Origin of the sequence: Actinopolymorpha alba DSM 45243, assembly GCF_000373925.1 — a bacterium.
In the GTDB taxonomy this organism is placed as follows: Bacteria; Actinomycetota; Actinomycetes; order Propionibacteriales; family Actinopolymorphaceae; genus Actinopolymorpha; species Actinopolymorpha alba.
The window spans coordinates 1-21,403 of the sequence record NZ_KB892731.1; the positions used below are offsets into that span (position 1 = coordinate 1).

Below are 21,403 nucleotides of genomic sequence, written 5' to 3' on the forward strand. Positions count from 1 at the left end.
CTCACGAGTCTCCTCAGTGTTTCCCAGCCGCTGTTCCTTCTCCGCCTTCACCCAGTTCCTGACCGTCTCAGCGACCAGACCGAAATCCCTCGCGGCCTGCGCCGGCGTGTGATCGGCATCAAGCACATACGCGACCACCTCAGCCCGCAACTCAGGCGAATACTTCCGCGGCTTGTTCGACACGAACCCATCCCTCCAGACAGTTAATTGACCCTACTTGGGTCCGTGTCCAGGACGCGCGGGGCACCTCACCGACCATCCTGGCCAACGGGGCGTTGCTGTGTGGCTACCACCACCGCCTCATCCACCAAGACACCTGGCAAATCCAGCTAGCGGCCGACGGCGTACCCGAATTCACCCCACCCGAATGGATCGACCAACAACGCAACCCCATCCGCAACAACCGACTCCGAACCTGACAGGTACGGAGCGATAGATAGTCACCAGCCCCAAGCCCGACGCACGCCCGGCGGCGCTCCATGAGCTGGGTACGATGCCACACGGACAATGAGACCGCCGGCCGCGAAGGTGGAGCCCGTGTACGACGAGACCCTCGGGACCTGGCTCGACCAACTGGGTTCGTCCGCACCCGCACCCGGTGGCGGTGCGGCAGCCGCGATGAACGCCGCGATCGGCGCCGCCCTCATCTCAATGGTCGCCAACCTCACCATCGGCAAGGCCGCCTACGCCGCGCACGAGGAGCACGCCACCAACGTCCGCACCAACGCCGACGCCCTGCGCGAGCGTGCGCTCCAGTTGGCGGCCAACGATGCGGAGGCCTTCGACGCATTGATGGCGACCTTCCGCCTGCCCCGTACGACGGACGCGGAGAAGGCAACGCGCACCGCCGCCATCCAGGAGGCGACGGAGGCAGCAGCCCGCGTACCCCTTCGCATCGCGGAGACCGCCGCCGAGGTGATCAGGCTCGCCCAGACGCTTCCCGGACGGTCGAACCCGAACGTGCTGTCGGACGTCGCGGTGGCCGCGGCATCGGCCGCCGCCGCGCTCGAGTCCGCCGCGTTGAATGTCGAGATCAACCTTCGTTCCCTCCGCGACGAGGCCGTCAAGGAATCGTTGACGGCCTCGCTCACCGCCCAGACCGGCATGCTCGACACCGCGAGTACGCTGATCCGCGACGTCCGCCAGGAGATCAACCGATGAGCCGATTCGTCGACGGCCGCGCCATCGCCCGGACCATCAACCAGCAAACGGCTCTCGAACTCGCGAAGCTGCAAGACGACGGCGTCGTCCCCACCCTCGCCGTCGTCGTGCCAACGGACGATCAGGACACCGCGGCGTACGTCAGGTCGCTGTCCCGCACCGCCGAGCGGCTCGGCATCACCTGCCTCGTCGACACCCTCGACAACCCGTCGGACGCCGACCTCGCCCGCCGGCTCGCCGAACTCTCCGCTGACGACAGCGTGCACGGGATCATCTGTCAGACTCCGTTGCCCCCGGGCATCAGCCTGGTGCGGGCCGCGAGCTTCATCACGCCAACGAAGGACGTCGACGGAGCGAACCCTGTCTCCTTGGGAAGCGTGACCGCTGGTCTCGACGAAGGGTTCGCCCCCGCCACGGCGTCGGCTGTCGTTGAAATCCTCCGGCACGAAGGCATCGAGGTCGCCGGCCGGCGCGTCGTGATCCTCGGCCGCTCGAACATCGTTGGCAAGCCGGCCGCCATGCTTCTGGTGGCACTCCACGCCACGGTCACGATCTGCCATTCGCGTTCCAAGGACATCGCCGCGATCTGCCAGGATGCCGACATCATCGTCGCGGCGACCGGAACACCCCACCTGGTCGACGCGACGTACGTGCGTCAAGGCGCGGTTGTCATCGACGTCGGCACCACCGTGACGCCCGAGGGCAACCTGGTGGGCGACGTCAACACCGAGGACGTCGCGCAGGTCGCGTCGGTCGTCACGCCCGTTCCGGGCGGTGTCGGGCCGGTCACCACCGCGCTCCTCATGCGCAACGCGGTCACCGCCGCACGCAACCTCACCCGATCTCCTCAGCGCTGAGGCCACCCCGACGAGGAAATTCGGTCGCGGGCCCCCGCCGGGCTTTGCCATGCTCGCTGGCATGGACGAGCACACGGCTGTCAACCAGCGGTTGTGGGACGAACTCGCTCCGCTCCACGAGGCCTCTCGCTACTACGACGTTGCTTCGTTCCAGAAGGGCTCGAGCACGCTCGGCGCGCTCGAGGTCAACGAGGTCGGCGACGTGTCGGACAGGCGTCTGCTCCACCTCATGTGTCATATCGGCCTGGACACTCTCTCCTGGGCACACAGGGGAGCCAAGGTCACCGGAGCCGACTTCTCCTCCGAGGCGATCCGGATCGCACGTGACCTGGCCGGCCGGATCGGGACCGACGCGGAGTTCGTACGTGTCGACGTTCGGGAGGCGGCCGAGGGGTTCGACGAACCCTTCGACATCGTGTTCCTTTCCAGAGGTGTCCTCATGTGGATCGAGGACATCCCGGCATGGGCGCAAACCTGCGCACGCCTTCTCCGGCCCGGTGGAGTCTTCTACGTCCTCGACATCCACCCCGTCGCCCTGGCGATTTCGCCGACCGAGGGTGGCCAACTCGTCCAGCACGGCCCGTACTTTCACGTCCCGCAGCGGCCCACCGTGGTTCGCAAGGATGGGTCCTACGCCGTATCCGATGCGGGCATGACTAACCAGGAATCCCGCGAATGGTCACACAGCCTGGGTGACATCGTCACCGCGCTGGTGCGGGCAGGGATCAGGATCGAGTTCCTGCACGAGTTCGCGGCCGACGACCAACCAACCGATGACAGCGTTCCGGTTGATCACTCGGGCCGGCACCAGCTACCCGCCCACTTCTCCATCCGGGGCATCCGCGACTAGCGTGGCTTGTCCACCCAGAAGGGAGCGCGCCATGGTTACCGAAGCGTCGATCGCCGCGGGCCTGCGTAGCCTCGGTCTCGATGGAGCGCCGGCGATCGTGCACAGCTCGCTGCGCTCCTTCGGCTGGGTGGACGGCGGTGCCGAAGCCGTCTGCCGCGCCCTGGTCGAAGTGTGCGGGACGGTGCTCCTGCCGGCAGGCACATGGGACCGCACCGCCGTACCCTCGCCGCCTGGTCTCGTCCGCCCGCACAACGCCGTGCTTTCGGCCGCCAGCTGGCAGGAGTTCGACAGTGCGTTGTCCGCGGCGGTGCCCCTCACGACAGATCTACCAGTCGACGGATGGTTGGGGCGAATTCCCGAGGCGATGCGGCTGGCGTTCGAGCACGTACGCGGCACGCACCCCTTGTTCTCGTTCCTGGCGGTCGGAACGTATGCATCCCAACTCATCGCCGCGGAGCGACCCGACTGGCCGCTTGGGCCCCTCGAGGCACTGGCGGCCCTCGACGGCGACGTACTCCTCCTCGGCGTCACGCACACCTCCAACACCACGATTCACCTTGCCGAGCAGCGGTTGGGGCGGTCGCGGTTCTATCGGTACGCGAAAGTGGCCGCCGGCGTATGGGCGGAGTTTCCCAACATCCCGGGGGAGAGTCACCGTTTCGACGAGATCGAGCCGCTCCTCGTACCCGTGACCCGGGAGGTCCAGGTCGGCTCCTGCCGCATCCGGCGAATTCCGGTCAGAGAAGTCCTCGCGTGCGTCGAACGCCTCGTCGCCGCTGACCCCGCCGCGCTGCTGTGCGAAGATGGGTCCTGTCGCTGCGGCGCCGCTCTCCAGCAGCGTCTCGCTCACCTCCAGCGCTGAGGCATCCGGGCCCGCGCCATTCTGGCTCCCACGTCACCGCTCTGAGCCCACGCTCCGCCGTTTCTGGCTCACAAATCCCCACTCCCCTTCGTCCACCTCCCAGCCGCCGCCGGTCCTCGACGGAGGCCGGAACGTCATGCCGAAGGCGAGGAATCGTTGAACCAGCACCCGCAGTTCGAAACGACCCGCGACATCGTGGCAGGCATCAACCGCCTCCATGGCTTGCGCTTCAGCCTGCGCGGCCGATGCGCCGGCGGCCTCCAGGGCGGCGCCTGGCTCCTGTCAGATCCCGCCGGGACTCCCGCGATCCTGAAATGGTGGCGGAACGCCGGGCCCTCAGACGTACGCCAGCTAGCGAAGATCATTGACCGCATCCGGAATGCTGGCTACCCGGCTCCCGCTCCGTTGGCGGCCGGCGTCACGGCTGACGGAACGACATACTTCGTCCAGGAGTTCATCCCCGGCGTTCCGTCGACTCCCTTGACACCGCGGCGGGCGCAACTCCTGATTGACATCCTCGAACGTCAAGCGGGCTTGGATCCTGACCCGCACAGGGATTGGAGCCGTCACATCACCGCGTCCGCGCTCGAGGACCACGCGAACAGCCCACGACAGATCGTCAGGAGCCTCGGCGCGCGCGGTCAGGCCCTGGTCGATCAGTATTCGGTCCTTCTCGCACGATTCGATCGAATCCAGATGCCGACCGGCGACCTGGTCCATGGTGACTTCAACAGCTGCAACATCCTGTTGCGGGACGGAAAGGTGAGCGGCGTCATCGATGTGGAGGCGATCGGGAGCGGGACCCGTGCCAACGACTACGCGTGCCTGCTGCGGGAGGCTTACGTCGAAGGGTACGGCCCCGAGGTGGCGCTGCTCCTTCGCCAGGCCGGCGAAGCGGTTGCCGGGCCGGGAGTGCTCGCCCTGTGCGTCGCTGCGACCGCGTTCGAGATCGTGGGGTTCAAGCTTCAGCACGAGCCGCACCGCATCGACGAGGTGCTGGCCCGGCTGCGACGCCTGGCCGGCGATCTGGCCTGGCCGTTGTGAGGGACCTTCGTACGACCACACGGGCACCGCGGCCCGCCGCACCAGATCGCAGGAACGTAGGATTGACTTATATAAGTCTACGCTGACATAGTGGTGGCGTGCACGCGTTCGATGTCCTTGGTGATCCTGTCCGGCGCCGCATCCTCGAGCTTCTCGCCGAAGGCGAACAAACCTCGGGAGCAGTGAGCGCCGTCATCCAGGAGGAGTTCGGCATCTCCCAGCCGGCGGTCTCCCAGCACCTGCGCGTGCTGCGCGAGAACGGCTTCACTGCCGTCCGCGCCGAGGGCACCCGGCGGCTGTACTCGGTGGACTCCACACCCCTGCGGGAGGTCGACGTGTGGCTGGAGCGCTTCCGAGGATTCTGGAACCAACGGCTCGACGCGTTGGCCACCGAGATCGCGCGCGGCAAGCGGGAACGCCGCCAGGGCTCGCCGGGTTCACCGAACGCACCGACCGGCAGAACCCCCACCAGGAAAGAGAAGTAGGGCAGATGACCGACATCCTCAGCTACCTCGCCGCCGTGCATCGCGAGGTAGGCAGCCGACCGCTTCCGGCGGGCGAAGGTCGCACCGTCGTCCTACGTCGAAGCTACGACGCCCCGATTGAAGACGTCTGGGATGCCCTCACCGATCCTGACCGCATCAATCGGTGGTTCCTTCCGGTGACTGGGGATTTCCGCCTCGGCGGCCGGTACCAACTCCAGGGCAATGCCGGTGGTGAGATCCTGCGGTGCGAGCCGCCGCGCCTACTGAAGGTGACCTGGGTGTTCGCCGAGAACCCGAGCGACGCGGATATCACCGAGGTCGAGGTGCGACTGGCGGCCGCTGACAACGGCCAGACGACGTTCGAACTCGAACACGCAGCGTACGTTGATCCGAAGATGTTGGGCGAGTTCGGTCCGGGCGCCGTGGGCGTTGGCTGGGACCTCGTTCTGCTTGGGCTCGGCCTGTATCTGAGCAATGGTACTTCGGTCGAGAACCCTGAGGTGTGGCAGACCACCCCTGAGGCGCGGGAGTTCATGATCCAAAGCAGTCAGGCGTGGGGTGCCGCGCACGAGGCCGCTGGTGCGGACAGTGCCGAGGCGGCAACGGCTGCGGCAAACACCGCGAAGTTCTATGCGCCGGACCCGACCTCCGACAACGGCGGGAGCACCAACTCCTGAGTCGGCGTTCGGCGGTGCCTCGACGGCCCACGGGAATCCGCCATTGAATCTCGCGAACGCAAGATGACCTTGCGCCACCTGTTGAGCCACACCGCGGGGTTTACGCATGAGGCGCCGGTCGGCTCCAACTTCCTTGCTGGTAAGGCCTCCTTCGCGTCCCACTGCCGCAGCATCTCCGACCCGATGGCGTTTCCGTCCTGAGTCTGGGAGACCTCCGGTGGCGATTCGACTACTACCAACCCGGCATCTACTACACCAACACCGGCGAAGTGCTCGACCTCTGGCGTACTCCCCCGACGCTCGCCAACGTCCAGCTGCATCGGCGGAGCTGACGGCTTACCGGGCGGGCTGCGGCCGCTGCTCAAGATCCCGGCGGTCCGCCTTCAGGAGGGCGCACCACGCCGTGATCGATCGCTGATAGCCATCCGGCATTAGCAGAGTCATCGCCTCTTGCTCCGTGAACATGCCAATACGCTGGTGTTCATCGGAAAGGACCAGAGCGGAGTCGCTGGGTGCAACGCAGCCATAGGTGAGGATCAACACGCCCGGTCCTTCGCCAATGCGGTGGATCCAGGGGTCGAGAATTCTCACCGGCTTGGCAATCAAGCCGGTTTCCTCCGCGATCTCCCTGACCACGCAGGTCTCTGGCTCTTCATTGACCTCCAAGCGACCGCCTGGGAGCTCCCACTCGTCCCGCTCGTTCATGACGAGAACGATTCGGGAGTCCCGGACGACGACACCTTTGACGCTGACTGAGAATCGGACAGGCGTGTACGTCATCGGCGGGCTCCGTTCAGTCTCTCTCGGCGGGGTTCGAGGATAGCTGATCCACGCTCGTTGAGTCAGACAGGTGAGGGTATTCCGCGGTTCATGCACAGGGCCATTAATTCGCTTACTTAGCGCTATCCGGAGCAACCGCTCTACCTGGTCATGTGCGGATGCTGAACGCAGCCGCAATGATCTGCTCAACGAGCCAAAGGTAGCGTCGCGCCTGCGTGCCGACGGACGGCGAGATATCGCCGTACAAGGTTGGGGCCCTGGGCGTCAGCCGTTTCCGCCAAGCGGCGCGTTCTGCGGCGCTTCCAACACCAGAAGGGGTTTCAGGATCTGTCGATCCATCGACCCCGGCCCGAGTCGAGGACGTTGCGATAGCCGGTGGGCCTGGCCGGCCCACCGGCGACATCATCCATATCGTCGTCGACGACAACGACTGGGCTAGAGACTGACCCGGGCGTGGGCAGGGGCCTCGGCGATGATCTGCCTCGCAGTCTCTTCAGGCGTGAGGTCCGAGGTGTCGAACCACCACCCAACGGTGCCGAAGCCGTCGCGCATGGAGGACTCCAATGCCTCGTACCCCTCGAAGAAGAACTGGTCGTCGGGGTCACGGATGGTGTTGCGGTGTCGACAAACGTCAATGCTGGGAGCGAGAACGACGAGCAGGACCCGTCGTGGACTCAGCAGGTGGAGGTAGAAGTCAAGCTGCTCGCGATCCGGAACGATCCAGTCGATGACGGGCGTGAAACCGGAGTCGGCGAAGTTCGCCGCGAGCGCACAGAGGTTCTCGTTGCACAGGCGGACCTGACGAGCGGCCTCGTCGGCTGGTTCTCCCAGGGCCCATACCCGTCCACTGATGATCAGTCGGTTGAGCTGGTCGCCGTTGAGCAGCGCCGTGCGGGCGAGTGCCTGTGCAACCAGGAGCGACACGGTCGACTTACCCGCACCGGGCGCCCCAGTGATAATCAAGCAGCTTCGGCCGTTGTCGAAGGTTTCACTGACCGCGCCGGTCATCACAGCGTGTCCTCCCGCCCTAGTTTAACTGGGGTTCTGAGCAGCCAGCGGAGCGCGTCGGGCAGCAGGACGCCACCATGGTTGGGGCTGTGGCCACCATCACCTAGGACAAGTCGGAAGTCATAACCGGCTTCGGCCAGAGCCGCCGCGACGCGTAAGTTGTTGGCGAGCCAGTTCGACTCGGGCTCATCCCAGTTCAGGTCACGGTGCCCGGCCTGCATGAAGATCCGCAGCGGCTTCCGGGCAACGCTGGGAATCAGCTCGGGGTATGGGTTGCCGCCAGGCATCTGCACGAAGCTGGACAGGCAGCAGATGACCCGACGGAACTTGTCCGGGCGAAGCCACGCCGCGGTGAAGGCGCAGTTGCCGCCGCTGCTGCCCCCGCAGATCCCCCACCGGTCTGGGTCTTCGGTGACCGAGTAGCGCTCGGTGACCTGCGGGATGACCTCGTCCAGGAGAAGGCTGACGTAGCGGTCATCGAACGCGTCGTACTCGACGTTGCGGTTCTTCGGATCCTCGGCGTCCTCGAGGACACCCGGGTCGACGAAGACACCGATGGTGACCGGGATATCCCCACGGTGGATGAGGTTGTCGAGGACGACCCCGCCGCGGACCTCCCCCTGCGGGTCCAGGTACCACTGCCCGTCCTGAAACACCATCAGCGCCGCTGGCTCCGCAGAGTCGTACTGCGCAGGGACATGGACCCAGAACTTCCGCGACGTACCCGGATAGACAGTGCTGTCACTCCAACCAAACTCAACGGTCTTGCCGGCGGGCACGCCCGGCTGGACCAACGAATCAGGACCGTGGTCGTAGCGAACGTCCGACTGGTCCAGAGGAAGCGGACGGTACGGCACCTGTGTCGTCACCGTGGCAACGTACGGACGGCCGTACGACCCCCGCAAGCAATAATCACGTCGGCAGCGCTGGACGGCGACGGCGTGGCGCGAGAGGTGCCGTGCTCCATTCGGTGAAGGCGCGGAGGATCTCGGGACGTGTGAGGCGGTCGCAGGGCCGGCACACCCTCGACTCCGGCCGCGGCGCGCCGGGTCGTGCCACCGGCAGTGGAAATTCTCAGATCTTGTAGTCCCGTGCGATGGTGGTCCAGACGGATTCGAACCATCCCCGCGCCTGCTCGCTGAACGGCGGACCGCTGGTTTGCGGCTCCACACCCGGACTCGTCCCAGCGTTGGGGCCGAAGAGCGTGCCATCCCATCCGGACGGATGGAACAACTCCACCGGTTGGTTCCGCACCGTGACCGAATACCGCGTCACCGGGTAGAAGCCGAACAACACCCGTTCGTCGTTCAGCAGGTAGATCTTGAACGCCGGTCCGAGCCCGTGCGTACGCACCTGGACCGAGGCCGATGTGAGCAGGCCCGCCTCGGTGAGTTCGGTCAGGGATTCGGTGATGGTGGTAACCGCACGCCGGGTGAGCCCGGCCAGGACCGGCCGCACCGATCGCATCGATACCCCTTCCTCGACAGGCTGTGGCAATGCGCCTGGCGCAGCAGGGTCCACCAGCAGGAGGCGCACCCGTAGCGACGTGACCGAGACCCGCCCAGACCGGATCTCCTCCAGCGCGTCAGGCAAGGTGTTGGCCAGGGTCTCACCGCGATACCCGGCGTGGTCGATGGTCACGTGCGGTCGATCGAACGCCGAACGCAGGAGGTCCCGCAGGTCCAACGGCGCACCGCGGCGGGTCCTGACGTACACACCGCTGCCCTGCCGGCTGACGATCAACTGCTCGCGGTCGAGGATCCGCAAGGCGGACTTGACAGTCTCGCGGGCCACTCCGTAACGCCGGCACAACTCCAGCTGCGACGGCAGCCGGTCACCCGCCGACAGGCGGTCGAGCAGGATCGCGGCCCTCAGCGCGTTGGCGATCTGCTGCGATGGTGCGCGCGGGTCATCGGGATCGAGATCGAACAACTCGTCAGCGGTAAGGCTCACGAAGCACCTCTCCGGTCGCGCGTCGTCGACCCGCGCATGGTGCCGGTCGAATGACATGACTAGTCATGCTGTTCACACAGTAGCGCTCCCGGTTGGGGGCGATCTGCGAAGAACCCCTTCATCACAATCCTTGGTGCCGGCTGGGCCTCTGGGCGCACTCCCACCGCGTCGGCCGCGGTCCCACCACGTCAGCCCGAAAGTGGCGAACCTCCCCGCACTGAGTGGGATAGCCTCGGCGGCCACGGCGCTTCCTCGCATCCGCCCGCCCTTCGTGGCCGGCGAGCGGACCCAGTTGCTCGGCTGGCTCGACCTGCAACGTGCGATCGCGCAGTGGAAGTGCGAGGGGCTGTCAGACGCTGACGCTCATCAGGTCGTCCTCCCGACCTCGCCCCTTATGACCATGGCAGGTGTCATCTCCCACCTACGCTGGACCGAGCAGACGTGGTTCGAGGTGCTGTTCCTTGGCCGGCCAGCTGACGGGCCGCAGTTCAAGGAAGATCCCGAAGACGCGGACATGATGGTTGAGGGTGTCTCGCTAGCGCAACTGCTCGAGGCCACCTCGACACCATCCGCGAACTCCTCGACGGCGAAGAAGGGCTACTACTGAGAGTTTGCCGTCCCGCTGTCCAAAGAATTGGCCATCTGCGGCGCGCCAGCGGCCGTGGCGAGTTCACCCAGGTGCGCGATGATCCAGGCGATAGCCCGCTCGCTTTGTTGATAAGCCTCCGCGCTCGGCGTCCAGCCGTGCAGGCTCCAACTGGCTAAGCCGATCTCCACAAGGAGAATGAGGGGTACGACGGCCGCGAGCTCCCGCTCCGACAGCGGATATGTCTCGTGATAGCCGCCGACGTAGTCGCCCAGCACTGCGGTCATCGCAGCCGCGTCCCGCTCGGCCGTTTCGGGATCGGCCAGATGAGCGCGCAGCCGGCTGGCGAGGTAATAGCTGAGATCACGAACACGCGGCCCGATCGGCAGATGGTCGAGGTCGATGAATCCGCTGACCCCCTTACCGTGGATGAGAACGTTGCCGGTGTTGCAGTCACCATGCGTACGTTGAACTGGCAGGCCGGTTACCGCGGCCCGGAGTTGGTCGACGTACGGCGCGACGGGTCGCGTCACCTCGGAGGGGAGATTGGGCAGCTTCTCCTCCAGGATGTCGTGTACCGGATCATCGACGTACGACCGCACCTGCCACGGACACTCAGCGAGCACCTTGTCGAGCCGCGCGATCGCCGCTCCGATCGCGTACGACGTTGCCGCCGCGTCAGGTCCGAGTTCGTGATTGCGGGAATCGTTCAGCACAAAGGGAAGTAGCTCATAAAGCCGATCTCCCACTGACGCGTGAAGTCCCGCTTGGTCAGTGACAATCGGCGGGGCGACCGGGATACCTGCCGCCTGAAGGTAGCCGAGCACCCGGAACTGATCGACGGGTCCGACGCCTGGAGGAAACTCCGGCAGCCTCCTGAGCACGAATACCCGTCCATCCTCAGCGAGGACGCGCCACAACAGATTGTTGACCCGAGGCATCGGCTCGATCTCCGGCGTACCTACGAAGGACTTCCAGGCTTCGAGCGCGGCTCGGCTCGCGGTGGTGTCATCCATGCGTGGAACGCTAGGAGGACACGAAGCAAGCCCGCACGACTTTCGACGTGGCCGAAAACGGCCATCACGTGACCGGGCGCCGCCACACGTGCTCCAGCCGTGGACCCGGTGGCGTTGAAGCGAGGAAGCGTAGTAGTACCGCAGCATGACCCGAGCAGGAGTAGCAATGTGGGAAACCCGCGTGACCGGCTTCGCAGTCGTCGAACACGCCGGCTCGCTCCTGATGGTGCGACACGAGCGGCTGGGCGTGACGCGGTGGGAGCTTCCTGGCGGGCATGTCGACGGACGCGAGAGCGTGGAGGAGGCCACGGCCCGGGAGACTCGCGAGGAGACCGGCCTGGCGGTGCGGGTCCACCACCTTGTCGCGTCCTGTATGCATGAATGGTCGGAACGTAGGCAGCGACGCTTGATCCTCTACTTCGCAGCCCAACCCGAGGACCCCCTCGCCACGCCGATTCCTCGTCAGGCGGAAGGGATCAATGAGGTGGCGTGGTTGGACCCCCGCACGGTGGCACCGGCTGAGGTTTCGCCGTTCCTCCGTCCACTCCTTGCCCAATGGCCGCTAATACTCCGGCCGGACAACAGGCCGCCGTTCATGCGTGCGAGGCACGTCCAGGACGCTGACAGTCGCTGGCATCCAGAGATCCTGACCGAGGAACGTTGACGCTCGAACGTTATCGTGACTGAGCGTGTCTTTCGCAGAAGGAGCAGTATGTCCGTTTCTCTGTTCAACGTCGCCTTCGACTGCGCCGATCCCTACAGCCTCGGGCAGTTCTGGAGCAAGGTGTTCGACCAGCCGCTCCACGACGACGACCACCCAGGTGACCCCGAGACCTCAATCGCCCTTCCCGATGGGCCGAATCTGTACTTCCAGCGCGTCCCAGAGGCCAAGATGGTCAAGAACCGTGTCCACATATGTCTCCGTCCTGACGGAGATCGGGACGCGGAGGTTCGGCGACTGACCGCTCTCGGAGCCACGCTGGTCGATGACCGGCGCGAACCGGACGGGCATGGCTGGGTTGTCCTCGCCGATCCCGAGGGAAACGAACTCTGCGTGCTCCGTCATTCAGTGGGACGCGACGCCACCTAACCGGCAACCGTAGTCTTCAACCTCTGATGGCGTGATTTCCAGGTGCGATTAATGCTGGCGGTGGGGAGTTCAGCGCAGCCACGGCCGCGGCTACGGGAATACGTACCAGAGCGTCGCACGTTGGTGCGGCGCATTCGCAGTCGTACGTACAGAATGACGCTGCTGGAACCTTCGGGAGGCAGTGCCAACAGCGACGTACCCTGGGAGCCGACGACTGAGGCGCGTCCCCGCACGGCGCAAGGAGCCCTCGCCCTTGATCCCCACAATGATCCTCTTCGGCCTGGTCTTCGGCCGATGGTGGTGGTTGGCTCTCGCCGCTGCCGCTGTGGGATGGCCAGCCCTCCTGGTGATGGCCGGCGGGATGCCCGTGGGCGTGGGGCTCTTGGCGGCCTCAGGCTTCGCCGTAGCCGACACCGCCGTTGGCGTGCTGGTCCATCAGGGCGTCCTCTGGGCAATCCGAAAGCTACGACGCTCCAGAGGAACAAGATCAGGCGTTTGACGTTCTTGCCTACCGAGTCCTCGCGGGGCCGAAGCGATCACGGCGTTCCGCATGCAGGAACTACCCCACCAAATGGACGCCGGTAACCGGGTCGATCCGCGGGGAGTGCGCGTGGGATCGTTGTCATTGTGACTGATCTCGCCGACCTGCTGACGTATCGATTGGCCCGCGCCTTCGCCGAGGTCGCGGGCGAGGCCGCTGATCCGGCTGTCCGGCGTTCTGAGCACGCCGACTACCAGGCCGACGGCGCGCTCAGGCTGGCGAAGAGGCTGCGACGTCCGCCGCGGGAGGTCGCTGCGGCGGTGCTCGGTGTAGCCGAGCTCGACGACCTGGTGGCGAAGGCGGAGATCGCCGGGCCGGGTTTCCTCAACCTCACCATCGCCGACTCCGCGCTGTCGCGACACGTCGAGGCGATGGCCGTCGACGAGCGGCTCGGCGTCCCGACCGTCGCAGCCCCCGAGCGCATTCTCGTGGACTACTCCGGGCCCAACGTCGGCAAGGAGCTCCACGTCGGGCACCTGCGCTCGACCGTCATCGGCGACGCGCTCGCCAGGCTGCTGCAGTTCCTCGGCCATGACGTCGTACGCCAGAACCACCTCGGAGACTGGGGTACGACATTCGGCATGCTGATCGAGCATTTCGTCGACTCCGGCGCGGATCCGTCCGCCGACGACTTCGCTCTCGGTGACCTCACGGAGTTTTACCAGGCGGCGCGGCGGAAGTTCGACGGCGACGAGGACTTCGCCAACCGCGCCCGCCGGCGAGTGGTGCAACTGCAAACCGGTGACGCCGACACGCTCGCCCTGTGGCAACTGTTCATTGACGAGTCCGCCAAGCACTTCCAGGCCGTCTACGACGCGCTCGACATCACGCTGACGCCCGAGCACATAAGGGGTGAGTCGGCGTACAACGACGGCCTTCCCGGCCTCGTCGACGAACTCGTCAAGCTCGGCTTGCTCAAGGAGAGCGACGGCGCCCTCTGCCTCTTCCCGGACGGGTTCACCGGCCGCGACGGCAAGCCGTTCCCGATCATCGTCCGCAAGCGCGACGGCGGTTACAACTACGAGGCCACCGACCTGGTGGCGATCCGTCAACGCCTCCTTGACCTGAAGGCTCAGCGGATCTGCTACGTCGTCGCCAGCGAGCAGCGGTTGCGGCTCGCGATGCTGTTCGAGGCGGCCCGCGACACCGGCTGGCTACAACCCCCAGCTTCCGCCGAGCACATCACCTTCGGCATGGTGCTGGGTCCCGATCGCAAGCGGCTGCGGACCCGTTCCGGTGACCTGCCGAAGCTCGCCGACCTCCTCGAGGCCGCCGTGCGGCGGGCAGAAGGCGTGATAGCGGAGAAGGCGCCGGACCTCGACACGGGCGAGCGCGCCGCGGTGGCGAAGGCCGTCGGAATTGGGGCGATCAAGTACGGCGACCTGTCCAGCGATCGGATCAAGGACTACCTCTTCGACCTCGATCAGATGGTGTCCTTCGACGGGAACACCGCGCCGTACCTGCAGTATGCCCACGCGCGGATCCAGTCGGTCTTCCGCCGCGGCAACATCGACCCGGCAGCTTTCCATGGCACCGAGGTCATCCTGAACGATCCGACCGAGCACCGGCTCGCCCTTCGGCTGAGCGAGTTCGGAGGCGTTCTAAACAAGGCCGCTGACGGCGTGGAGCTGCACCGTATCTGTGGATACTTGTTTGACTTGGCAACGGCGTTCACGGCGTTCTACGAGAACTGTCCCGTGCTCCGCGCCGAGGACGACACAACCAGGGCCAGCCGACTGGTGCTCTGCGATGTGACGGCCAAGGTGCTCGCCACGGGCCTTTCTGTGCTGGGCATCGCCGCGCCCAACCGCATATGACCCGTCAGAACGCCAGGCCAGCGACCGCATCGCCAGCGATTCCTTCGCCGGCTCGGCTGGCGCGGCGATCGGAGCTCGACGCTCTGCGTACAGTCGTGGTCGTCGGGCTGGTGTTCTTCCACTCGGCGTTGGTGTTCGACACTCGCGACGACTACTACGTAAAGAATCCCGAGACCACCGACGCGACCATGGTCGTCGCCGGTCTGGCCGTGGTGTGGGCGATGCCGATGCTTTTCCTCGTCGCCGGCATCGGCTCGTGGCATTCGCTGCGCCGACGCGGTCCTGCCGGATTCGCCGTCGAGCGGTTACGGCGCCTCGGCGTACCCCTGGTGTTCGCGACACTCACGATCATCCCGGTGCCGCAATGGCTGCGGCTGCGGGCCGACCCTGCCTACCACGAGTCGTACCTGGATTTCTTGCCGAGATTCTTTGATGTTCACCTGAGTCTGGCCGACTTTCCCTTTGTGGTGCGGGGAGAGTACTTCGAATCCGGGCACCTGTGGTTCGTCGTGTTGCTGCTCGCGTTCTCGCTTCTGCTGGCGCCGCTGGTCCGCTGGCTTCCCCGCAAACCCATCCGCCGAATGCGTAACCTGCTCGCCACAGCAGTGGAGCGGCGGGGGGCGATCTTGCTGCCGGCCGCCCCGCTTGCCGTGCTCAGCGCGCTGGTGGGGCTCGAGGAGGCCTTCGCCGGTTGGAGCCGTTGGGCGTACCTGCTGTTCTTTCTCTACGGGTTGGTGCTGGCCACGGATGGAGGGTTCTGGGACGCGATGCGCCGCGACGCGGTGCTGGCCGCTGGGCTCGGACTGGCGCTGTTCCTGATTGGCATGCCAGCCTTCCTGATCGCAGCCGAGGCCCCAGGCGGCGACCCCTTCACGGACCTGACCGCACTCGCGATCGGCGCTCGCCTGCTCTACGGGGCAACGGGGTGGTGCTGGCTGGTCGCGATCCTGGGACTTCTTGACCGTCGGCGCGGAGCACCGTCAACCGCTCCGGACGCGCCGGGCAGCCGGCGGCGACGGGTGTACGGCTACCTGTCCGCCGCCGTGCTGCCGATGTACGTCCTGCACCAGCCGATCGTCGTCGGGATCGCGTACGGCGTGGTCGGCTGGGACGCGCCGATGGCGGTGAAGTACGCGGTGATCGTCGCGGTCTCCCTCACTCTGACCGTCGGCGCCTACGACCTGCTGGTGCGGCGCACACGGGTGACCCGATTCCTCTTCGGCATGCGTGAGTAGTCCGATGGCCAGCCGCGCGGTCCAGGCTCCAGGTCATCGACCATGGTCGCCGGGTCACCGTCCTTGAAGACATTCGTGGCGGTCGGCCGACCTCGAGCGCCCAGACCTGGCGTGGTCTGGGCGCCCTTCTGGCTCGGATGCATGCCCGACGGCGTCGAACTCCTGACCCATACCCTGGATCTGCGTTGACGTCGACCGCTACGCGGTGCCCGCGGGATTGTCGATCAGGTAGCGCCAGCGACCTTCGGCGTCGCGCCGTACGACATCGGCGGCCGCTCCGGCCAGGTGGATATCGGTGCCGTCCGACGCGGTACCCCGGATGGACCAGTCGACTATGAGCATGGCGAAGTTATCGACAACGTAGGCGTGTCGAAGGTTAGCGGTGATTGGGACGCCGTATCCAAGGAGATGTTTGGTAGCGGCGATTCGTTGGTCACCGCTGACCGGATGTCCGGGCACTGGGACGAGGACTGCCCGTTCCGCATAGAGAGCGTCGAGCGCTTCTGCGTCACCAGTGTTGAACGCGGTGACGAACGCCGCGACATGGCGCGCGAGGTCGTCAGCGACGGTAGGAATTGTTGGCTGGTCGTCATGAATATTCACCATGACTCATACAGCGTACCTCGCCGAGTTCCCGCATGGTGCGGCGCCCGCTGGGGGGCTTATGCAAACCTCGGACAACCCGGGCTTAACCCTCGCTGTCTTCGAACAGCCAGTCCATCGTCCGCGCGCTGTCCTCGCCGTACACGACGTTACGTGCGGCGAACTGCTGGTCAGCTCGGACGACTCCGGCGATGAAGTACGCGCCCTTGCCCGGATCAAAGGCGTGCCTGCCGGCATCGAACCGTACCGCGTGGATATTCACCCGCGGATGGAAGTCGACGAGGACAGCGTTGCTCAGCACTGGTTCGAGACCTCCTCTGTCATCGGCATGGCTGGCGACCTCCAAGTCGGGTGGCTGCAGCCAGACGTTTTCCGGTGACTGGAAGTACGCGATCAGGACCTGAGCGGGTTCGGGGAGATCGATCTCGATGCCGACTCCGCGTTTGATCGCGTTCTCACGCCTGATGCGAACACCCGTCAGCCCACGTAGCTCCTCGGCGACCCGCCGCAGGTTTGCGTCCGTCGACGCGAAGACCGACGCATTCTCGGTGAGAACGAAGGGTTCGGCATGCGCCGACATCACGGTGAACTCCGCCGGCCGATAGCGTTCTGCCGTCACCGACGACTCAGCGCGGCCGACCGGCGCGGCGCCCGCGGCGAGCAACTCGACGTTGCGGGTGAAGTTGGCCAACTCGCGTTCGTACAACGGCAGGCAGTCCCGCCAGTGGCGGTACGTCGCTCCGTCCTGAAACGGTACCTTGCGTGCCCGAGTCTGCATGCTGTTGGCGTACAGGTAGGTCGATTCGGTGATGGCGACCAGCTTCTTGAACCTCTCGACGCTCTGCCCGACCTCAACTACTGCCGAACGCAAGAGGTCGATGTTCCTGAAGCGGGAACTCTCAGGCGCCTCACGGTAGAGGCACACCTGCACAGCCGCACGGATTCGGTGCGCGTAGAAGTACGCGAGTTCGGCGAGGGCAAGGACGTCGGAACAGATCGCCGCGTACTCCCCCGCCTCCTTGACATCTCGTCCGCTTCCGCGATCGACGGCAGCCACCGCCTTGTCGGCGAAGTGTTCCACGTCCTCGGCCACGTCGAGCGGCGTCTCGCCCGAATGCTCCTCCCCATGGACTTCTCGTTTGACATAGGTCTCGATGCGCTCGCCGTTCGGTGCGTGCGACTCCCAAAGATCGTTCCATGGACGGTATCGCTGCGCATTGATCAGTTGGCTCATTGTCATGCCAAGGCTGAGCGTCTGCCGGTTTCCCTCCGTGATCCCGACGCGCCGGACCAACAGCGGCGCGACGTTTCCGATGGCCTCCAACGCATCCAGTGCGGCCGTGGCGGCCTCCGCGTCTCCGAACCGTGCGGTGAGCTGGCCGACCCAGTAGTCACGTTCGGCTGTCACGTCGCGGTCAGGGTTCCATGCGTACCGATGCCACGCGGCGAACCAGATCCAGTCACGATCGAGCTGCCGAAGCCGTGGATCTGTGCGGTCCGGCGCATAGGGCCAGTCCCAGTAGAACAGCGGATACAGGTGCAGGCCCCGTGCGCCCAGGCGGTGCCGCATCGCCTGCACACATCGCTGGATGAACGACACCGCGCCGTACCGAAACGGCTCGAGGTTCGCCAGCACGTGCACATTGACGATGTGGACATCGGTCCTCGCACTCAAGGCCTGGTGCCGCTGCTGCCAGCGGCCGCGAGGACCCCAGGTCGTGAGCGACTCGCCGTTGTATTTCGCCATCGTCCACAGGCGCGGATAGAGGTGCCGCGCGCGTTCGAGCACCGGTAGGGGATCAATGGCATGCGCACGGAGAATGATCGGCGGTGGTTCGCTGATCTCGCTTGCGGCCAGGCCATCGTTCACACCGGCGAGGATCGTGTCGACGAACCACTCCTCGCCATAGAGATCGCCGTGGAGAGTTTCACCAAGGCACACCAGGAGACCGACATTGGGAAACGTGCGCACGAAGGCGGCGAGCGACTTTCTCGTATAGTCACTCACCAGCGGGCTCGGCCTGGTCTGGAGGAGCGGCAGGCCGTGATGTTCGGCGAACGGAAGCGGAATGTGGATGTTGTAGAACTTCAGTACGACACCAATGCCGCGCCGATCGGCCTCCGCGGCAAGCCACCGCAGCAGGTCGCGGTTGTTCTCCAGCTCCGCTTCAGTGACCTCCAGAGCCTCCGGATATTCCTCCAGACGGACGAACGACGAGAACGGGTGGCCGCTCCAGATGTAGAGCACGTTGGCCCGCTGCTCCAGGAGGACGTCGAGAAACTCCAGCCATCGTGGCCGGTCGTAGAACCACGGGAAGCGCTCGTGGGTGACTGGATACTCGTACGTCTGGCGGGGAGGCTCGATCGTCGTCTTCTGTAACCCCACCGCAGGGCCGCGAAGCACGAAGTGCGGCGTCTCGCCCACCGCCAGGTCCCGGGGGATCTCGCCCCGCGCACGAACGATCCGCGCCAGCTCCTGGCAGCCGTACAAGACGCCCGTGTCGTTGCCTCCGGTCACCATGACGAAGCGACCCGGCAGAGCCGCCAAGTAGTAGCCGTCGTCCCCTGGCGCACCCGAGTGGAAGAGCAGCGTCTCGTCCCCCTCCAGGTCGGCCACCAGCTGCGAGGATCGCGAACCGACGAAGACGCGAAGACCCGCGCCTGGGGTCCGATCCCGCGCCTGCCAGGACACCTCCACCACCTCCACCTGAAGTCCGCGATCCAGCAGCGCCCGGGCGAGCAGATCGACGCCGTACCTCACCCGTGAGGCCGCATCGGGCTGGTGGGCGATGGTTACCTCGGTCATAGCTGAACTCCCTTTGCTGTTTGACACCTGGCAGGCAGAGCCGAACTACGACGTGATGAAGTACTGCTCCGGGTTGGTGGGACCGGGCGTGGGATAGATGAACGAGTCCGGCATGGACTTCGGAACGTTGTGGAAGTTGTTCTTCACGATCCCGTAGCCGCCGACCGGAAGGCTGATCCCGATTGCCCAGAAGGTCTCCGCGGCAATGTCCAGGATCTTCGTCATGAGCGCGCGTCGCGCTGATTCGTCAGGCGTCCGCTTGATCTCGTCGTACAACGCGAGCTGCTGCTTGGCCGCTTTCCCCGCGGGTGTGGATGCGTCGGGCTCCATGCCGTCCTTGCCGCCAGTCACGTACCACTTTGCCCACGGGGTCGCGTATGCGGACGCACTCTCGTTGACGGGTAGATACCACCGCGGGTCCAGCCACGCGTCTTCCGCACCACCGTCGCCGGAGTCCGCACTACCTTCATGCTGGTTGGAAATGACCCTGGTGAACTTCAGTCCACCGTCGATGCCATCCACCCTGACCTCGACGCCCACCTTGGCCCAGTAGCTCTTGGCGAGATTCAGCGTACTCACCATCTGCGGCTCCTCCGCCTTGACCAGGATGGTTGCCGTGAACCGCTTACCATCCGGCCCAAGTCGGAATCCGTCACTGTCGCGGCGGTTCAGCCCCGCCCGATCAAGGTGTCGCGCCGCCAAATCCGGGTCGTACTCCGTGTGCTGTGTGGCGAGCCGCTCGTGATAGAGGCTCGACTCTGGGCGGGGAGCGCCCTGCCACGGCTTGCCCTGTCGCTGATAGACCGCCTTGATGATGTCCTGCCGATCGATGGCGTACGACATACCGATGCGGAAGTCACTGTTGTTGAAGACCTGCCGCTTCACCGGATCCGCGACGGTGAGGTTGAAGGCGATCATCAGGGTGTTCATCCACGTCGATGGCGCCTCGAAGAACTTGTAGCCGCCGGCGTCTCGCTCCCTGGCTAGGACAGGCTTGTTGCTCGGCCTGTTGAACGTCCGGACCTGCATGTCGATGTCGCCGTGCAGCGCCTTGAGCAGCATCGTCTCTGCGCCGCTGACCACCGTGAAGACAGCGCGATCGATGTACGGCAACTGGCGGCCGTCCTGATCGACCTTCCAGAAGTAGGGGTTGCGCTCGACGACGATTCGTTCCTGAGCCGACTGGACCGTGACCCAGGGATTGAGCGTGGGAAGGTCAGGGTTGCCCCACTTCTGGTCCTTCTGGCCGATGAGCGCCACCCAGTCGTCAAGCCCCGCCTCGTCCGCGAGTTTGTTGGCGTCAGGGTTGTACGTCCGGTGGAACTTCATCAGGTAGTGCCGGGGCTTCACCAGGCGCATACCGAAGCTTGACGCGAGTTCCTTGATCAGCAAGGCATTTGGCGACGGCAGGACGAGTCGTATCGTTTGGTCGTCGATCTTCTCGGCGCGGACAGGGTCGGTTCCGCCAAGCTCCTTGTTGGCGCGCAGATCGTTTTGTGCGAAGACGATGTCGTCCGCGGTGAAGGGCTCGCCATCCGACCAGCGAAGGCCGGCCCGCAGGTGGAGGACGTACGCCGTCGCGTCCGAGTTGACCTCGAAGCTCTCCGCGACGTTGGGACCCACCTTCGTGAATTCTGGGTCCCACCGAACGAGGGGCTGGTATCCGACCGCGCGATCAAGCCACGTCTGGTCATCGGGTCCAAGGATGGCGGAGTTCCAGGTGCCCCCGTACACCCCTGGTCGTTCCGTCGTACGGACGACAAGAGGATTGTCCGGCATCCGTTCCGGCAACCGAGGCAGCGCGCCCTTCTTCACCCGTTCGGCCAGCATCGGCGCTTCCTTGCCGCTACCACCGGCAGCGCCACTGACGTTCCGTTCAGGATTTGACGGGCGAGTGTCGAGCAGGCTGCAACCCGTCATTGCGGAGGCAGTGATGAGCGTGCCAGCCGACACAAGGAAGGTACGCCGCGTCGATCGCGAAGGTGGTGACACCATGGCTGTCCTCCTAGCAAGGTCCCGCGATCCGCCGAGG

The 21,403-nt window shown here is 65.5% G+C and carries 21 protein-coding genes; 12 read left to right on the top strand and 9 right to left on the bottom strand.

All coding sequences use genetic code 11. The features are described 5' to 3' along the window. Positions 1–183: transposase (locus B141_RS0106410; protein ID WP_020574332.1), on the bottom strand; the 183-nt coding region annotated here is incomplete at its 3' end. 354 nt (positions 184–537) lie between these two features. Between B141_RS0106410 and B141_RS0106415 the strand changes: the two genes are divergently transcribed. The 7 genes from B141_RS0106415 (at position 538) to B141_RS0106445 (ending at position 5,936) form a co-directional block, all read left to right on the top strand. Next, the gene (locus B141_RS0106415) at positions 538–1,161 is read left to right on the top strand and encodes a cyclodeaminase/cyclohydrolase family protein (protein ID WP_020574333.1); all 624 of its coding nucleotides are present in this window, start codon (positions 538–540) and stop codon (positions 1,159–1,161) included. Then, complete coding sequence (locus tag B141_RS0106420; protein ID WP_020574334.1) at positions 1,158–2,018, top strand: bifunctional 5,10-methylenetetrahydrofolate dehydrogenase/5,10-methenyltetrahydrofolate cyclohydrolase; 861 nt, start codon at positions 1,158–1,160, stop codon at positions 2,016–2,018. Before B141_RS0106415 ends, B141_RS0106420 begins: the two co-directional genes overlap by 4 nt. A gap of 61 nt (positions 2,019–2,079) precedes the next feature. Further along, positions 2,080–2,868, top strand: coding sequence for a class I SAM-dependent methyltransferase (locus tag B141_RS39185; protein WP_237742630.1), 789 nt, complete (start codon positions 2,080–2,082; stop codon positions 2,866–2,868). A gap of 31 nt (positions 2,869–2,899) precedes the next feature. Continuing rightward, positions 2,900–3,730, top strand: a complete 831-nt coding sequence (locus B141_RS0106430; protein WP_020574336.1) for an AAC(3) family N-acetyltransferase — start codon at positions 2,900–2,902, stop codon at positions 3,728–3,730. Between the two features lie 156 nt (positions 3,731–3,886). After that, on the top strand, positions 3,887–4,774 hold the full coding sequence (locus B141_RS0106435; RefSeq protein WP_026256965.1) for a phosphotransferase: 888 nt from the start codon (positions 3,887–3,889) through the stop codon (positions 4,772–4,774). A 98-nt stretch (positions 4,775–4,872) separates the two neighbouring features. Continuing rightward, a complete protein-coding gene (locus B141_RS39190; RefSeq protein ID WP_020574337.1) occupies positions 4,873–5,259 on the top strand; it encodes an ArsR/SmtB family transcription factor in 387 nt (128 codons plus the stop codon). Between the two features lie 5 nt (positions 5,260–5,264). Beyond that, positions 5,265–5,936: an SRPBCC family protein gene (locus B141_RS0106445; RefSeq protein ID WP_020574338.1), complete on the top strand. Its 672-nt coding sequence runs from the start codon at positions 5,265–5,267 to the stop codon at positions 5,934–5,936. Positions 5,937–6,272: 336 nt separating this feature from the next. On the opposite strand, the gene B141_RS0106455 is transcribed toward B141_RS0106445, so the two are convergent. The 4 genes from B141_RS0106455 to B141_RS0106470 form a co-directional block, all read right to left on the bottom strand. Beyond that, the gene (locus B141_RS0106455) at positions 6,273–6,716 is read right to left on the bottom strand and encodes an NUDIX hydrolase (RefSeq protein ID WP_020574340.1); all 444 of its coding nucleotides are present in this window, start codon (positions 6,714–6,716) and stop codon (positions 6,273–6,275) included. 435 nt (positions 6,717–7,151) lie between these two features. After that, positions 7,152–7,724 (bottom strand): AAA family ATPase, encoded by a 573-nt coding sequence (locus B141_RS0106460; RefSeq protein WP_020574341.1) that lies wholly within the window; start codon positions 7,722–7,724, stop codon positions 7,152–7,154. Beyond that, a complete protein-coding gene (locus tag B141_RS39195) occupies positions 7,724–8,593 on the bottom strand; it encodes an alpha/beta hydrolase (RefSeq protein ID WP_040420567.1) in 870 nt (289 codons plus the stop codon). Before B141_RS39195 ends, B141_RS0106460 begins: the two co-directional genes overlap by 1 nt. Before the next feature lie 205 nt (positions 8,594–8,798). Continuing rightward, positions 8,799–9,677 carry a GntR family transcriptional regulator gene (locus tag B141_RS0106470; RefSeq protein ID WP_026256966.1) on the bottom strand — a complete coding sequence of 293 codons (879 nt, stop codon included), beginning with the start codon at positions 9,675–9,677 and terminating at the stop codon, positions 8,799–8,801. Positions 9,678–9,948: 271 nt separating this feature from the next. Between B141_RS0106470 and B141_RS47135 the strand changes: the two genes are divergently transcribed. Further along, the gene (locus B141_RS47135) at positions 9,949–10,284 is read left to right on the top strand and encodes a mycothiol transferase (protein WP_202805693.1); all 336 of its coding nucleotides are present in this window, start codon (positions 9,949–9,951) and stop codon (positions 10,282–10,284) included. On the opposite strand, the gene B141_RS0106480 is transcribed toward B141_RS47135, so the two are convergent. Continuing rightward, on the bottom strand, positions 10,278–11,279 hold the full coding sequence (locus B141_RS0106480; RefSeq protein ID WP_020574345.1) for a phosphotransferase enzyme family protein: 1,002 nt from the start codon (positions 11,277–11,279) through the stop codon (positions 10,278–10,280). The genes B141_RS47135 and B141_RS0106480 overlap by 7 nt on opposite strands. 166 nt (positions 11,280–11,445) lie before the next feature. Between B141_RS0106480 and B141_RS0106485 the strand changes: the two genes are divergently transcribed. The 4 genes from B141_RS0106485 to B141_RS0106505 all read left to right on the top strand — a co-directional run bounded on the left by B141_RS0106485 (position 11,446) and on the right by B141_RS0106505 (position 15,962). Then, on the top strand, positions 11,446–11,943 hold the full coding sequence (locus B141_RS0106485; RefSeq protein ID WP_020574346.1) for an NUDIX hydrolase: 498 nt from the start codon (positions 11,446–11,448) through the stop codon (positions 11,941–11,943). 48 nt (positions 11,944–11,991) lie between these two features. Then, complete coding sequence (locus tag B141_RS0106490; protein ID WP_020574347.1) at positions 11,992–12,369, top strand: VOC family protein; 378 nt, start codon at positions 11,992–11,994, stop codon at positions 12,367–12,369. A gap of 627 nt (positions 12,370–12,996) precedes the next feature. Beyond that, complete coding sequence (argS, locus tag B141_RS0106500; protein WP_020574349.1) at positions 12,997–14,727, top strand: arginine--tRNA ligase; 1,731 nt, start codon at positions 12,997–12,999, stop codon at positions 14,725–14,727. Beyond that, positions 14,724–15,962, top strand: coding sequence for an acyltransferase family protein (locus B141_RS0106505; RefSeq protein ID WP_026256968.1), 1,239 nt, complete (start codon positions 14,724–14,726; stop codon positions 15,960–15,962). Before argS ends, B141_RS0106505 begins: the two co-directional genes overlap by 4 nt. Before the next feature lie 198 nt (positions 15,963–16,160). On the opposite strand, the gene B141_RS0106510 is transcribed toward B141_RS0106505, so the two are convergent. From B141_RS0106510 to B141_RS0106520, 3 genes are all read right to left on the bottom strand, one after another. Beyond that, the gene (locus tag B141_RS0106510) at positions 16,161–16,568 is read right to left on the bottom strand and encodes a YybH family protein (RefSeq protein WP_020574351.1); all 408 of its coding nucleotides are present in this window, start codon (positions 16,566–16,568) and stop codon (positions 16,161–16,163) included. An 82-nt stretch (positions 16,569–16,650) separates the two neighbouring features. Then, positions 16,651–19,371: a hypothetical protein gene (locus tag B141_RS0106515; protein WP_020574352.1), complete on the bottom strand. Its 2,721-nt coding sequence runs from the start codon at positions 19,369–19,371 to the stop codon at positions 16,651–16,653. A 45-nt stretch (positions 19,372–19,416) separates the two neighbouring features. Further along, complete coding sequence (locus tag B141_RS0106520) at positions 19,417–21,201, bottom strand: ABC transporter substrate-binding protein (protein ID WP_020574353.1); 1,785 nt, start codon at positions 21,199–21,201, stop codon at positions 19,417–19,419. Positions 21,202–21,403 lie beyond the last annotated feature (202 nt).

Coding starts and splice junctions, on each gene's coding strand:
- B141_RS0106430 (WP_020574336.1), top strand. CDS start 2,900: ATGGTTACCGAAGCGTCGATCGCCGCGGGCCTGCGTAGCCTCGGTCTC.
- B141_RS0106515 (WP_020574352.1), bottom strand. CDS start 19,371: ATGACCGAGGTAACCATCGCCCACCAGCCCGATGCGGCCTCACGGGTG.
- B141_RS0106490 (WP_020574347.1), top strand. CDS start 11,992: ATGTCCGTTTCTCTGTTCAACGTCGCCTTCGACTGCGCCGATCCCTAC.
- B141_RS0106460 (WP_020574341.1), bottom strand. CDS start 7,724: ATGACCGGCGCGGTCAGTGAAACCTTCGACAACGGCCGAAGCTGCTTG.
- B141_RS0106455 (WP_020574340.1), bottom strand. CDS start 6,716: ATGACGTACACGCCTGTCCGATTCTCAGTCAGCGTCAAAGGTGTCGTC.
- B141_RS0106505 (WP_026256968.1), top strand. CDS start 14,724: ATGACCCGTCAGAACGCCAGGCCAGCGACCGCATCGCCAGCGATTCCT.
- B141_RS39185 (WP_237742630.1), top strand. CDS start 2,080: ATGGACGAGCACACGGCTGTCAACCAGCGGTTGTGGGACGAACTCGCT.
- B141_RS0106480 (WP_020574345.1), bottom strand. CDS start 11,279: ATGGATGACACCACCGCGAGCCGAGCCGCGCTCGAAGCCTGGAAGTCC.
- B141_RS0106420 (WP_020574334.1), top strand. CDS start 1,158: ATGAGCCGATTCGTCGACGGCCGCGCCATCGCCCGGACCATCAACCAG.
- B141_RS0106520 (WP_020574353.1), bottom strand. CDS start 21,201: ATGCTGGCCGAACGGGTGAAGAAGGGCGCGCTGCCTCGGTTGCCGGAA.
- B141_RS0106510 (WP_020574351.1), bottom strand. CDS start 16,568: ATGGTGAATATTCATGACGACCAGCCAACAATTCCTACCGTCGCTGAC.
- B141_RS0106485 (WP_020574346.1), top strand. CDS start 11,446: ATGTGGGAAACCCGCGTGACCGGCTTCGCAGTCGTCGAACACGCCGGC.
- B141_RS0106445 (WP_020574338.1), top strand. CDS start 5,265: ATGACCGACATCCTCAGCTACCTCGCCGCCGTGCATCGCGAGGTAGGC.